This is a genomic window from Seonamhaeicola sp. ML3 (assembly GCF_023273855.1).
In the GTDB taxonomy this organism is placed as follows: domain Bacteria; phylum Bacteroidota; class Bacteroidia; order Flavobacteriales; family Flavobacteriaceae; genus Seonamhaeicola.
This window is the reverse complement of record NZ_CP096884.1, coordinates 1,218,521-1,232,607: the sequence shown is the minus strand read 5'-3', so window position 1 is coordinate 1,232,607 and position 14,087 is coordinate 1,218,521. Positions and strand designations below refer to the sequence as shown.

At 35.5% G+C, this 14,087-nt stretch carries 10 protein-coding genes; 4 read left to right on the top strand and 6 right to left on the bottom strand.

The window, feature by feature from the left end:
• Position 1: 1 nt before the first annotated feature.
• On the top strand, positions 2–703 hold the full coding sequence (locus tag M0214_RS05555) for a hypothetical protein (protein WP_248724478.1): 702 nt from the start codon (positions 2–4) through the stop codon (positions 701–703).
• A 61-nt stretch (positions 704–764) separates the two neighbouring features.
• Here M0214_RS05555 and M0214_RS05550 read toward each other — a convergent pair whose 3' ends face one another.
• From M0214_RS05550 to M0214_RS05530, 5 genes are all read right to left on the bottom strand, one after another.
• Positions 765–5,330 carry a TonB-dependent receptor plug domain-containing protein gene (locus M0214_RS05550; RefSeq protein WP_248724477.1) on the bottom strand — a complete coding sequence of 1,522 codons (4,566 nt, stop codon included), beginning with the start codon at positions 5,328–5,330 and terminating at the stop codon, positions 765–767.
• A gap of 4 nt (positions 5,331–5,334) precedes the next feature.
• Complete coding sequence (locus tag M0214_RS05545; RefSeq protein ID WP_248724476.1) at positions 5,335–8,163, bottom strand: carboxypeptidase-like regulatory domain-containing protein; 2,829 nt, start codon at positions 8,161–8,163, stop codon at positions 5,335–5,337.
• Between the two features lie 162 nt (positions 8,164–8,325).
• The gene (locus M0214_RS05540) at positions 8,326–8,601 is read right to left on the bottom strand and encodes a hypothetical protein (RefSeq protein WP_248724475.1); all 276 of its coding nucleotides are present in this window, start codon (positions 8,599–8,601) and stop codon (positions 8,326–8,328) included.
• 101 nt (positions 8,602–8,702) lie between these two features.
• Entirely contained in the window at positions 8,703–9,116 is a 414-nt protein-coding gene (locus tag M0214_RS05535) for a hypothetical protein (protein ID WP_248724474.1), read from the bottom strand.
• A 21-nt stretch (positions 9,117–9,137) separates the two neighbouring features.
• Positions 9,138–9,728 (bottom strand): carboxymuconolactone decarboxylase family protein, encoded by a 591-nt coding sequence (locus M0214_RS05530; protein WP_248724473.1) that lies wholly within the window; start codon positions 9,726–9,728, stop codon positions 9,138–9,140.
• A 56-nt stretch (positions 9,729–9,784) separates the two neighbouring features.
• Here M0214_RS05530 and M0214_RS05525 point away from each other — a divergent pair, with 56 nt between their 5' ends.
• From M0214_RS05525 to M0214_RS05515, 3 genes are all read left to right on the top strand, one after another.
• Complete coding sequence (locus M0214_RS05525) at positions 9,785–10,213, top strand: OsmC family protein (RefSeq protein ID WP_248724472.1); 429 nt, start codon at positions 9,785–9,787, stop codon at positions 10,211–10,213.
• A gap of 73 nt (positions 10,214–10,286) precedes the next feature.
• The gene (recJ, locus tag M0214_RS05520) at positions 10,287–11,978 is read left to right on the top strand and encodes a single-stranded-DNA-specific exonuclease RecJ (RefSeq protein ID WP_248724471.1); all 1,692 of its coding nucleotides are present in this window, start codon (positions 10,287–10,289) and stop codon (positions 11,976–11,978) included.
• A 3-nt stretch (positions 11,979–11,981) separates the two neighbouring features.
• A complete protein-coding gene (locus tag M0214_RS05515; RefSeq protein WP_248724470.1) occupies positions 11,982–13,250 on the top strand; it encodes an MFS transporter in 1,269 nt (422 codons plus the stop codon).
• Here M0214_RS05515 and M0214_RS05510 read toward each other — a convergent pair.
• Positions 13,247–13,999: a UDP-2,3-diacylglucosamine diphosphatase gene (locus M0214_RS05510; protein WP_248724469.1), complete on the bottom strand. Its 753-nt coding sequence runs from the start codon at positions 13,997–13,999 to the stop codon at positions 13,247–13,249. The two genes, M0214_RS05515 and M0214_RS05510, sit on opposite strands and share 4 nt — an antisense overlap.
• Positions 14,000–14,087: the final 88 nt, after the last annotated feature.

Genomic DNA, 14,087 nt, shown 5'->3' with positions numbered 1-14,087 from the left:
AATGAATAAAATACTATTTCTTGCCATGTTGGCTAGCTACTTATGCAAAGCTCAAGTAGATGAAAAGTCTAAAACAAATATTGATTCAAAAAAACAAGAGGTTTTATGTGATTTGTTGCCTAGGGTTAGGACAAGTTCATCTCTAGAATTTTATGCAAGAGAGATTTCCGAAGTAGAGTATAATTCTCGTAAGAAAAAAAATATTCAGGAGTTTACATTTTTTTCGAACAGTGATTCAATAGAAGATTTTTTAATAAAGAAATATCCAAATATTTTTAAAAAAGTTGATAATGGATATAATTTAGAATCATATCAAGGAGGAAATATTAAGATCAAAAATAACATTGTTGATTCCAAAGCGTATTCAAAATATACTTTCAAAGGAAAATATAATAAGTACATTTTTGTAAAAGTAGACTTGTATGAAGGTGGCCAGGTTATAATAATAGATACAGAAACAAATAAAAGTATTAGTACTCCTGGAAAGCCCTATTTTATAAATGATGATTTTGTTTACAGTTATGCCTTTGATTATGGAACTTCGGACATCCATATTTTTGATTTAAGGAAAAAAGAGTCTTTACTCTTGTCTTTTGAAAATTTGATTTTAGAAGACACATATAATATTTCCAATCATATTAGATTTAAAGTAAAGTGTTTAAATTCCATGGAGACCAAGTACATTGAAATATTAAAGTACTAGTAAAACCTCCCCATTTCTGGAGAGGCTTTCTGCAAAAAACAACCAGGTTTGGGGCAAAACTTTAATCCCCAATTTTTAGGGTATTTCCTTTAACCCAAGTTTTAAATTCATCACCGTAATATAAATAAGCCGAGCTTGCTGGCGCTGTGTAATACCCGGCTATATCTGCTTTAAGGTCTAATCGTATAGTTTTGGTTTCATTGGCACTAAATGCACGCCAATAAAACACGAGATAGTTGCCATAAATCTCATAAAAGGCAGCCTTGTTTTGTTCTAAAATCTCTTTTAATTGCCAAGGTTGAGGGGTGGTTCCTGAAGGCACTCCAACAATGGCGGTGACCATACCCAAATTTTCATCTTTTTTGTTTGTTACATTTATGGTCATGCTCACATTATCGCCAACGTTATAATTAGTATCAAGAATGGTTGTTTCTAAATCTACAGGGCATTGGTTAGCAGAGTCTGGTAAGTAACTATCGTAGCTTACCTTTAGCTCGTAAGGAAAGGTTATTTCGGGATTTGTAAAGTTCACTTTTAAAGTGTGTGTACCTTCTTTAATATATTGATTAAGATTGGGTATGGTTATTTTGCCATCCTCATCTAAGTGTAGTTTTTCTCTTATAATGGTTCCATTAATGGTCAATTCTAAAGCATCGTTTTCATTTACGAGTTTCTTATTTTGCATTTTGGTGTATTCAATCAAGGCTTTTAAAGCCATAGCGGTTGATTGCGTTGAGCCAAATCTGCCGTATTTGCGATTACCTACCATATGTTGAATACCCAAAGCGATAAGTTCATCATGCTTTTTATTTTGGTTGTCTTTCATAAGGGCAAGCATTGAAAAAGCGACAGTTTCAATGTTTTTAGAGCTTCCCCAAGAACGTGTAATGGTGTTTTTAACAGGAAGTTCTACATAATCGAATGCTTTAATATTCTCGACTATTTTGGAGATTATAATTTTGGCTTTTTCTGGTTTGTTTAGGTTAAAACTAGCTAATGCCAAAAGTGCCATTTTATAGGTGTCCTTGCTTTCTAAGGCATCTTTATAAGCTGTGTTGTATTCTAAACTAATGTCGGCCTTAACTTGAGCTTCGCTTAGCGCATAAACAATGTAAGCGTTGGCAACATCAATTGGAGAACTGGCAAAGGTATCGTACCCTTTTTTACTTTTGTTAAATCCGCCGTTACCATCTTTTTGTCTAAGTAACCACTTTACGGTGCGATCAATCATTTTTTGGTCTACCCCATCAAACACATCCTGCATTTCGGTAAATTCCAGTATACCAAATGCTGTTAAAGTTTCATGGGGAGGTGTTCTACCAAACCATTCAAATCCGCCTTCTTTGGTTTCAAAACTTATAAGTTTTTGGTAACCATCTTTAATATACCTTAATGCCTTTCGCTCTATTTTTTTGTTACTCTTTCCAGAGGCTTTTAGGTATTTAAGAATCATGATGTTTGGGTAAGTCGCAGACGATGTTTGTTCAAAACAACCATAAGGTCTACGCATGGTTTCTTCAACACCATCCATAGCGCTGGCAATGGCATTGGTGTATATATTAAATTCTGCTTTTAAACTGTTTTTTACTAGGTGGTTGATGTTGAATGTATATGATGCCGAATTATATCCAGATGCTGAAACTTCCGTTGGAAAATAAGGGCTTAAAACAGTTGTTTTTCGTTTAATGATATCTACATTTTCTTGAGTAACAAATTCTATTTGAATACTAGCGTCTTTGGTTTTTTCTATTGGTATTACCCGAATATGTTTTGTTATGGTACTGTCGGGCCCAATCGTAAATTCTGAATTGTAAGATGCCGCAAGTTTTAGTTCTTTGGGGAGTTTTAAATTTATAACAGAGGTCACCTCCTTTTTAGATTCGTTTGTAATTGAAACGGGAAGCACTACGGTATCATTTAATACCATATAGTTAGGGGTTTTAAAATCTACATTTAGTGTTTTGTTGGTAGCAAAAGTTTTTTCTTTTCTTCCAATAAGACCATTGTAACCAATGCCTTCGGCAGTAATCTTAAACGAGGTTATGGCATCGGAGTTATAAAATTCGAATTCTGCTTTTCCTTTCTCGTCAGTTTCAATTATGGGATTCCAATATATGGTTTGTCTAAAGTCGGTACGTTCTTCGGGTAAAACGTTACTTTCATATTGTGGCATGTAAAACGACCTTTTGTAGTTGGTATTTCTAGGTCCATAAGTATAGTAATTCGCAATAGCATAATTGTTGAAGTTCGCTTTTTTTAGCTTTTTTTTGCCCCAATTACTTAGTCCTCCATCAGCTGTAGTTGTAATAACAATTACACCGTTAGCACCTCTACAACCATAAACGGCGGTAGCCGAAGCGTCTTTTAACACCGTAATATTACGTATTTGAGAAGGATGAATGTTAGAGATATTTATTTCCTCTTGCGGTACACCATCTACCACATATAGCGGTGTACTATTTCCGGAGATGGTGGCGTTTCCACGTATTCTAATATTTGATGCACTTCCTGGAACCGTCGAGTTTTGTGTTACGGTAACTCCTGGCACTTGTCCTTGTAAAACTTGTGCAATATCGTTTTGGGAAGAAAGGATATCTTTGGTCTTAATATAGCTTATTGCACCAACTACGCTGGCTTTATTTGAAGTGCCATAGCCAACAACCACAACTTCGTCTAAAGCATCTGTATCATCATCTAGAGCAACATTGGCATTAACCTTCTTTTTTATGGGTTTTTGTTGTGGTGTTTTATTAATTAAACGAGGATTTTCTTTAAAAGGGGTGTTTTCACTTTCTAGAGTATTAGGCTTCGGTCTATATTTAATATACCCTTTTTTAATTTCTAGTTTTTGTCCGTCATCGGTATAAGCCAGTAACGTAGATGTAGTATTCTGTTTAGATTTAAAATGGAATTCACCATTTTTATTGGTCTTAAAGACTAATACCTTATTGCCTTTATTGTCAAATAGCAGAAGGGTAGCTTCAACAGGTTTCCCCTTTTTGGTGACTACGGTTCCATAATGCATATCGTTTTGCTCAGGTTTATACTCTGCATTTTCATAAGTGAGTTCTGAAGTATTTATGTAATCACGCCATCCGTGGGTTAACATAATATAGTCTAAGGCTCGAAAAGATTTTGCTTCTTTAGGGTTGAAATAGAATGCTGGCTTGTGAATTTTACCTTTAAGTTCAGAGGATAGTAATAAACCAGATAAAATATGGTCTTGTTTGTCATCGGCAACCGTTAGCAATTTGTTGTCTGCGATACTTAATGAAAGGTTCGATGGTATGGGATTATTGTTGAAATCGGTAGTGGTTATGGTTGCTTTTACTTTTTCTCGGGTGTTATAGATTTCTTTATTTAAAGTGATATCTATATTTAGTTTTTTGTGTGGGTTTAAAAAGACTAATCGTTCAGCAAGGATATTGTTTTTAGCATTTAAAATGGTGAATTTAGAAATGCCGATGGGATAGTCCTTTGTATTTAAAATGAACATTTTATTATTTGAAATCGGCTTTTTTAACAAGGTTTTAGAAGCATTGCGTATTTCTAAAAAGAGTTGTTCCTTTTCGGTTGAGAATAGTTGTATTACCGTATTGAGACTATCGACTTTTACCGAAAAGCGTGTGCCATTACTATAGACTTTTGGAAGTTCAATGTTTTTTTCCGATTTAAAAGGTGAAGTGATTTTGGCGTAATAGGAAGCATTGGAATTTACGTTTAAATCAAAAGCACCCATCCCATCATGAAAACTTTTAAAAGGACTAACTACATTGTCGTTGTTATCATAAATATCTCCGGAAATATCAACTGGTTTACCAAATTCGTTTAAGGCTTTAAAAGCGATTTTGTTTTCGGTTCCTGCAATGATTTTTCCACTTTCTGGGAAGAATTGTAAGTCTATATGATCTAATACTACAGGTACTGCTCTCGAAATCGATTCGGTAGTGCCTTTGTGGGGTACCAAAACGTTTAAGGTAACATCAGAGGTTTCTAAATCTTTGGGCAATATAAATTTTGGAAAAGCTTTGCCGAGTGTATTCGTAACAATGGTTTCAGATATGATGTTTTTACCTTTTACAGCAACTTCAAATGTTAAGGTTTTATTCTTAAGAGGCTGGTTTTTTAAATCTTTGGCTTCGAAATTAGCTATAACGGTGCTGCCCTTACCATAGCCTTCTTTTTCAAATTTTAGCTTTAGAAGCACATTGGGCTTTACTATTTTTTGAACCGTTATTTTTTTCGAAAAAAATGAGGCTTCCCCGTAATTGCGCATCCAATTGGTATACATTTTTAAGGTATAAATCCCGCCAACCCAGTTGTTTTGAATGTCAAAATCGCCGTAAGCATAACCGTTTTCAACATATAGTCTTATTTTTCTTAAAATGACGCCCTTTGGTGAAATTAATTCGGCATTCATAATATCGCTTAATGTAGAGATACTATGGTCTGTATCTGTTATGTAAGATTTAAACCAAATGGTTTCTCCAGGGAAATAAAAAGGTCTATCGGTTTGAGTGTAGATTTTTTCCACGGATGCTACATCAGTTTTGAATGTGCTGAACGATACCAAAGCACAGACTAAAAGGAGAAGTGTATATATTTTAGGAAGTTTAGAAAACGTCATTGCTTTAAATTTTTAGGTTCATTTTTAGGCCAACTTCGCTGGTTAAAGGTGTATTGAAGAAATTTAAACCTTGGGAAGCACTGTAATTAAATAACGAATTATAAGGCGTTACACCTCTAAATTTGGTCCATGTGATTAGGTTGTTTGCGTAAATGCCTATATCGAATGTTCTAAAAAATGACTTCTTTTTACGCTTTACTGCAGAAAAAGTTAAATCTATAGTTTTAAGGTTTAAATAGCTACCATCCTCGATGGCATCTTCGGCTACACCTTCAAATCCGTAGCGAACAAACCTGTTTTCGGTAATATTATTGTCTGGATTATAAAAATCTACAGGAGTTGTGTTAACGTTGCCTTGGGTCGTAACTCCGTTAAAAACAAAGTTATTAATGTCTCTTTCCTTTGCCGATTGTTGTGAGGTTCCTAAATAATTCAATACATTTTGAGTCCCATTCCATATATCTCCGCCTTTTTGGAAATCTAAAACAAAATCTAGAGTGAACTGTTTCCATTCCAAATGATTGCTAAACCCTAGATTAAACTTTGGGATTGGGTTGCCAATAATCCTGGGAATGTTATCAACCAATGGAAACCCGTTATCGTCTATTATAATATTGTTGTTGATGTCTCTGGCGTAGGCAGATCCTACAATGACACCAGCTGGAGCGCCCACGATTAAATTCTTAGATACCGATGAAAATCCCGCAACAGGTACTCGAGAAGCATTGTTTGTTAAGGCAGTGATTTCAGGTCTATAAGTTGAAAAGGTTAAGCTGGGACTATAGTTAGCTTCGTAAGAAAACCTAATAAAACCATCAAACGCTATTTCAAAACCTTTATTTTTTGAATGTGCAATATTTTGTAATTGAAACTGATTGTTTTCCAGCACAGGAAATACAGCATTCTTGGTTTCAGAAATAAAATGCGTTAGTCTCAAGTTGAAGTTATCGAAACCTACTTTCAAATTAAAATCATAACTCTTTTTTTCTTCTAGCCTTAAAGATTCATCTATGAATAAATCATTAATAGCCAAGTAGCTTTGGCTTTCTTCGGGGCGAATTAAAAGGCTATTGTGGCTTTGGTTTCCATAAAGAAGTGCAGCATCATTAACATCTGATGAGTAGCTAGCAGAGAGCGATAGCGGGTGAAACGTATACATTTCTAACAGGTTATCTAAATCTACTTTGAATTGAACGGTTGGTAAAAACCCTTTGTTATTTTGAATGGAAGAGAAATAAGAGTTGTTACTAAGCGTAAGAAATAAAGTATGGTCGTGAACATAAGCTACCTTTTGTGAAAGACGCAGTATGCCCCTATGAAGCGATCTTTGTTTTTGTGTGAAATCATTAGGATTTATTAAATTAAAATCACTGAAGCCTATGCCCTGTGATAAGCTATAATTAAGGTCTTCGTATAGAAAATCGGCTTCACTAGAGGCTTTAAGTGTTGCGTTGTAAAAGTGTGTGTTATATTTTAAATGAAGTGCTGTGTTTATATTTTTTCTATCTACAGTTCTATTGCTCGAGTAACCGTTTTCAAACCCTACAGTATTTTTAAAGAGTCCAAAACGTTGTTCGTTGGTGTTATCACTGTAATTAATTTTAGTATTTACAGAGAGGTCGTCATTAATCTTTAATTCATTTTTTAAGCTGGCAATATAGAGGGTGTTTTTTTCTGCGTTTTGGTTAAAGTTTAATAACCATTCGGGATTATTGAATGTATTACTACCAAAACTTCTTTGCGAATTATCTGGTAATGTGATGCCCTGTTTATTGTCAAAACTAACAGGGGTTGCCAAACTATTAAGCAGTAGGTTGTTTTGAAACCCGTTAATATTAGGTTGATTATTGGTCTGGGTATCGTATTTAACAAATGCATCCCAAGCTAATTTTTTTTGACGCCTGATGTAATTTTTAAATTGTATTAATAAGTTGTTTGTTTTATTAGTCTCTCTGTTATAGAGGTCTTTTTGGTTTTTGGAAGTAAATTCAAATCCGAAAAGGGAATAATCCGAAGATACATTAAAGGAGACATTGTCAACAGATTTTATACTTGGCTCGAAAATAGAATTATCATAAGTACTTGCGGGGGTGCCGTTGCCATTATTGATTGGTACAAGTCTTCCGTTTATATCGTAAGCGTAATTAGAACCATCGAATTCCAATGTATTTAATCTAGGACCATAGGAAAATATATTATTAGTTTCGGGTCCGCTAAAACGAAGCTCACCATTTTGGAAAAGGCCTTGACTAAAGATGTTTTGAGTTTGGGGCAGGTTGCTATTTTTTACATATTGAATACCTTTTATGGTATTGTATCTAACTTCGAAATAAAAATTAGGTTTAAAATAGGTGAGTTTTACTTGGTCGTCTTCGATTTCAATATCCTTAATACGGTTATATTGAAAATAGCCTGTTTTGTTATAAGTTCTCGAGGTATGCTCTAAGCTAGGGAACATAACCGATGCTTTTTTAAATTGCGAAACCGCCTTTTGGAAAGCGTCATTTTTTATCTGCTCAACGGGTTTTTGTTTCGTTACTATGGTGGTTGAAGACTCTCCAAACATATTAGAGGTAACTTCTACCTCTTTTGGAAGCATACCTATAAATGAAAAGACTAGAATATCTCCAATTTTACATGTTATTTTGTATTCGCCATCAAAATTAGAGGTTACACCATGTGTAGTTCCTTTTACCAAAATACTTACTCCCGGAATTGGTACGCCGTCATTACCTGTTAACACTCCCGAAACAACACCTTCTTGAGCGCATACAATAGAAACAAAGCATATGAAAAAAAGATTACAGAAGGTTTTGGTTAGTTGAAGTTTCATAATGCTGGTTTTAATACATTCAAACTTATGGTACTATAGCTAAACATAAAATGACCAATGAGGGAAATTGTGTTTTTAGTTAGTAAAGTGATAAAATAGTAGTGTGAAATAAAAAAACCTCCCCATTTCTGGAGAGGTCTTAAGATGCTGTGGTGTCTTTTTTTACTGAAATGCTTGAAGGTATTGAAAATATTTCATGGCTTCCTGAGGGTTTGCTTTAACATCTATTCGCTTTATTTCGTTTTCATTTTCATCGAGCTCAATCAAATAGCTACCATCTTCCTCGTCTTCAATCATTCTTGGGTAGACTTTTAACGAGCCATCCTCATTGTATAATTTCATAGCTTCAAAACTATCGTAGTTAGAGGATATTTGTTCCATAAGCACTTTACCTCCCCTTATGGTTTGGGTAATAGTTCTTCCATCCTTGATAAACATTTGCGATTGGATGTTTCCTATCAAATCAAATGAAACAGATTCTATGGTTTTTTCATCTTCTATTTTAGATTTAGATTGAATATTTCCATTATCGTAATAACTTATGGTCTCCCATAAAGCACACCATGACTGTAATTACTAACTTTAGATAAAGCTCCCGTTAAAGAATACGTTTTTTCTTCAACATGTAATTTCCCTTTAACATATTTGGCTTCAGAAAATTTATTACCATTATTATGGTAGATGATGTAATCCCCATTAAGAACACCATTGTCTACGTCGAATTCCTCCCACTTTGTAGATTCATTTGCTATAACATAGTATCCATTTAGGGGTTTGCGGGTATCGTTATCCCTGTAAACAGAAATGCCATTATGGCTATCTACAAAATATGAGTTTCTTCCCTTTAAGGTAAAGCTCATGTCTTTATTTTCATTAGTGTTTTTGCAGCTTGAGAAGCATAGAATACAACTCAAAACAAATAGTTTGCCTAAGGATTTAAAAGTTTTTATCATTGGTTTTAGTTTTCATTAAAATTATAGGTGCTTTCCTTTATTCCAACCATGTTTTCCTAAGTATTGCTCACCACTTTCTACAGCGCCATTTTCAATACTGGTTCCCATGGAGTCGTTCCAACGGTTTAAGTAGCCAAACAAAGAAATAACTCCTAGCATTTCTACTATTTCGCCTTCGTCCCAATGCTCGTAGAGACGTTTTTTTATGTTATCATCAACGGCATTCGGAATCTGCGAGGCGGCTAAACTAAAATCTAAAGCAGCTCGTTCGGCTTCACTAAAAGCCGGATGTGTTCTGTATTCCCAAATATTGTCAAGTTGTTCTTGTTCTGCACCGTAACGTTCGGCAGCCCTTATGGCATGCGCTTGGCAATATCTACAGCCTGTTGCATTACTGCTTACCCAGGCAATCATACGTTTTAGCGCTGAGGTCACTCGGCCTTCGTTGGCCATTACGGCTTTATTTAAGTTAATAAAAGCTTTGCTAATGGCAGGTCTGCGTTGCATAGTGAGCACAGAATTGGGGCAAAACCCCAAGGTTTCATTAAAGAATTCTGCTAATGCTTTGGTTTCTAAGTCGTGGTCTGAAGATAAAGGAGTAACTAAAGGCATGTTTTAAATTTATGTGGTATTTTTGACAACTTAAAGAAACAAAAAAAATAAAAAATATGGGGGTAAAGGTTTCTACAAAATGGTTGGGTGATATACGATTTGAGAGTACAAATCCTTCTGGACATAATTTATTTATTGATGCCGGAGAAGAAAACGGAGGTAAAGGAGAAGGCTACAGGCCCAAAGCGTTAATGCTTTCAGGTTTAGCTGGGTGTTCTGGTATCGATGTTGCCGGATTAATTAAAAAGATGAAATTGGATGTTGCCGATTTTAGCATAAAAATTGATGCTAATTTAACCGAAGAACATCCTAAATTCTACGATAAGGTCACTATGGCTTTTCATTTCTATGGAGATAATCTAAACGAAAAGAAACTGCAACGAGCTGTTGATCTTTCGGTGGAAAAATACTGTGGCGTGATGGAAATGTTCCGTCAGTTTGCAGAGGTATCTGTTGAAACCTATTTTCATAACAAGAGTGCCTAAAGTTATAAGTGCCTAGAGTATTTAAAGTTTTACTTTAGCGCACTTTAAGTACTTCTAACTTAAAACTTATTAAATGCGTTGGACGCTTAAGCCCAAACCAGAACCATCTAAAGTAGCACACTTACAAGAGGCCTTACAGGTAAGTGAAACAATTGCTACGCTTTTGGTTCAACGCGGCATTGAGACTTTCGAGGAGGCTAAAGATTTTTTCAGACCTAGTTTAGATCATTTGCATGATCCGTATTTGATGAAGGGTATGGATAAGGCTGTGGCGCGTATAGAAAAAGCCATTGCCAATAATGAAAACATTTTGGTTTATGGCGATTATGATGTAGACGGTACCACTTCTGTAGCTTTAATGTCTACCTATCTTAAGACGAAACATGGTTTAGTATACACTTATGTACCCAACAGATACGATGAAGGTTATGGTGTGTCTTACAAAGGCATCAATTTTGCCTTAGAGAATGACTTTAACCTAATTATTGCTTTAGACTGTGGTGTAAAAGCAGTAGAAAAAGTGGCATACGCTAAAACATTAGGAATTGATTTCGTAATCTGTGACCATCACAGGCCAGCTGGAGAAATCCCCGATGCAGCAGCAGTTTTAGACCCTAAACGCGAAGATTGTAACTATCCGTACAAAGAGTTGTGTGGTTGCGGTGTTGGTTTTAAATTAATTCAGGCACTTGCTGAAAAAGATGGCGAGACTGTTGATGATTTAATGCCTTATTTAGATTTGGTAGCTACAGCTATTGGAGCCGATATTGTTCCAATTGATGGTGAAAATAGAGTGTTGGCTTATTTTGGCTTAATGGTTATAAACACAAATCCAAGACCAGGCATAAAGGCCTTATTGGCTCAGGTTGATAAAACCGAACTTACTATTACCGATGTCGTATTTACCGTTGCGCCAAGAATAAATGCCGCTGGGCGTATGAAACATGGTAATTTTGCCGTTGCCTTATTAGCTGAGGAGGAATATGAAATGGCTGAAAAGCACGCCATAGATATAGAAACTTATAATTATGATAGAAGAGAAACCGATAAGCAAGTAACGGAAGAAGCTCTTAAACAAATTGAAGAACAAAACGAACAGCAACGTTTTACTACTGTTGTTTACCATGAAACTTGGCATAAAGGTGTTATTGGTATTGTGGCTTCTAGATTAACAGAAACCTATTACAGACCTACATTGGTGTTTACTAAAAGCGGAAATGTATTGGCTGCATCTGCCCGTTCGGTTCGCGATTTTGATGTTTACAATGCACTCGAGGCCTGTAGTGAACATATAGAACAATTTGGTGGGCACAAATACGCGGCTGGATTGACCCTTAAGGAGGAAAACTACGAAGCCTTTAAAGAGGCTTTTGAACATCAGGTTGCTAAAACCATTCAAAAAAATCTGCTTATTCCTGAAATTAAAATAGATGCCAACATTAACTTGGGTGATATCACCCCCAAGTTTTACAGAATATTAAAACAATTTGCGCCTTATGGGCCTAACAATATGACACCAACATTTATGACCGAAGGGCTAACCGATACCGGCTATGGTAAATGTGTGGGGGCCGATAAAACACATTTAAGACTAACAGCAACCCAACCCAATGCCAACAACATAGTTTGTATTGGTTTTGGTATGGGCGATAAATATGAAATCATTTCTAATGGAAAACCTTTTAGTGCCGTTTATTCCATTGATGAAAATGAATGGCAAGGTAATGTGTCACTGCAACTCAAATTAAGGGATATTAAGGCATAAAGTATGACTAAAAACGACCCATATGCCGCGCTCCGAATAAAAGAATTCAATATTTTTTTATTGCTTCGGTTTGCTCTGGTTTTTGGGTGGTCTATGCAATTTGTAGTCATAGAATGGCAAGTATATTCTCTAACCAAAGATGAGTTGAGCCTCGGGATTATTGGCGCCTGTGAATTTATCCCAGCTTTTTTCATGGCGCCGTTTGCCGGACACATCGTAGATAGAAAAGAAAAACGAAATCTATTTGCATTGATTATTGCATTATTCTCTCTCATTAGTTTCGGATTATTTTGGTTGACTTCAGAACATATTGAAGCCTCGTGGACTACCAATAATATCGTGTTGGCAATATACGGTCTTGTCTTTTTTGGTGGTATCTTAAGGGCGTTTTTTGGCCCTACTATATTTTCTTTAATTGCCTTATTAGTGCCAAAGAGTATTTATCCTAATGCTGCTACTTGGAGCAGTAGCACATGGAAAGGCGCTTCGGTTACTGGTGCTTTGGTAGGAGGTTTTTTAATCGCTTGGATTGGGGTTCATTTAACGCTAGGAATTATCTTCTCTTTGGTGGTTGTGGCTTTAATCCTTGTGTTTTTAATTAAGAAGAAACCTATTTTAAATACCAAAACAAACGAATCTGTAAAAGAAAGTTTAAAGGTAGGACTTGAGTTTGTTTTTAATGATAAAGTAATTTTAGGAGCTTTAACCTTAGATATGATTGCTGTTTTATTTGGAGGCGCAGTAGCTATTTTTGCTGTGTTTGCTAAAGATATATTAGACGTTGGTTCTGAAGGTTTTGGTGTTTTAAATGCATCGCTATCACTTGGTAGCATTCTTACCATGTTGGCAACAACATATCTTCCCATAACAAAAAATACGGGTAAAAAATTACTAATTGCAGTCTTTGGTTTTGGACTGGCCATGATTGTTTTTGGGGCATCAAAATTATTTTGGCTTAGTATAATAGCCCTTTTTGTTGCAGGTGTATTCGATGGGATTTCCATGGTTACAAGACAAACTATTCTTCAGCTTAAAACACCAGACGAAATGCGTGGTAGGGTTGGTGCTGTAAACTCAATGTTTGTGGGTTCATCTAATGAGCTAGGCGCTCTAGAAAGTGGTATAGCTGCTAAGATTTTTGGAGCGCCACTTGCTGTTATTTTAGGAGGTTGCGCGACCTTAATTACGGTATTAACGATTGGTTTTAAAAATCCATCTTTGAGAAATTTGGATTTACGAAAAGATATTGAGATGCATGAAAAAGAGGATTAATACTCTTTTAGTTCTAGAGTTTCTCCATCAAAAACAGCATAAGTATAATACCTAATCCAATCACCAAGATTAACATACTTAGACGTATTATCAATATCAATATTTAGAGGTAAGTGGCGGTGACCGAATATAAAAAAGTCACGATGTTTCTGTTCTAACTTACGTTTGCAATACAGTAAAAGCCATTCGTTGTCTTCTCCCAAAAATTTGGCATCATCATCACCCGAAATAATTTTATTTTTCACCGATAAATATTGGGCTATTGAAACACCAATATCTGGATGTAACCAACGAAATAGCCATTTGCAAAGCCCGTTAGTAAACACTTTTTTCATGCGTTTAAAACCTTTATCACCAGGGCCTAATCCGTCGCCATGACCTAAAAAAAAAGTTTTATTGTTAAAGGTAAATTCTTTGGGTTTGTGGTAAACCGGAATATTAAGTTCTTCTTCAAAATAGCCATTCATCCAAAGGTCGTGATTACCTACAAAATAGTGGATAGGAATTCCAGAATCACTTATTTCGGCCAATTTGCCTAAAGTTCTTGTAAAGCCTCTCGGAACTACTTTTTTGTAGTCTATCCAAAAATCGAAAAGATCACCCAACAGGAAAATAGCCGCCGCATCTTCTTTAATGTCATCTAACCAAGCTACAAACTTTTTCTCTCGAGGAAAAGAGGCTTCTTTTGTTGGTGCTCCTAGGTGATTGTCTGAAGCAAAGTATATTTTCTTTCCTTTTGGAATTTGCATGTGTAAATATAGGTTTTTTAGCCTGAAGACAGAAGACTGAAGCTAGAAGTATCTAATTGAGAATTGAAAACTGCAACTGATAATTGTA

Excerpts from the sequence above, each read along its gene's own strand:
- M0214_RS05555 (WP_248724478.1), top strand. The coding sequence starts at position 2 with ATGAATAAAATACTATTTCTTGCCATGTTGGCTAGCTACTTATGCAAA.
- M0214_RS05550 (WP_248724477.1), bottom strand. The coding sequence starts at position 5,330 with ATGACGTTTTCTAAACTTCCTAAAATATATACACTTCTCCTTTTAGTC.
- M0214_RS05545 (WP_248724476.1), bottom strand. The coding sequence starts at position 8,163 with ATGAAACTTCAACTAACCAAAACCTTCTGTAATCTTTTTTTCATATGC.
- M0214_RS05540 (WP_248724475.1), bottom strand. The coding sequence starts at position 8,601 with ATGTTTATCAAGGATGGAAGAACTATTACCCAAACCATAAGGGGAGGT.
- M0214_RS05535 (WP_248724474.1), bottom strand. The coding sequence starts at position 9,116 with ATGATAAAAACTTTTAAATCCTTAGGCAAACTATTTGTTTTGAGTTGT.
- M0214_RS05530 (WP_248724473.1), bottom strand. The coding sequence starts at position 9,728 with ATGCCTTTAGTTACTCCTTTATCTTCAGACCACGACTTAGAAACCAAA.
- M0214_RS05525 (WP_248724472.1), top strand. The coding sequence starts at position 9,785 with ATGGGGGTAAAGGTTTCTACAAAATGGTTGGGTGATATACGATTTGAG.
- recJ (WP_248724471.1), top strand. The coding sequence starts at position 10,287 with ATGCGTTGGACGCTTAAGCCCAAACCAGAACCATCTAAAGTAGCACAC.
- M0214_RS05515 (WP_248724470.1), top strand. The coding sequence starts at position 11,982 with ATGACTAAAAACGACCCATATGCCGCGCTCCGAATAAAAGAATTCAAT.
- M0214_RS05510 (WP_248724469.1), bottom strand. The coding sequence starts at position 13,999 with ATGCAAATTCCAAAAGGAAAGAAAATATACTTTGCTTCAGACAATCAC.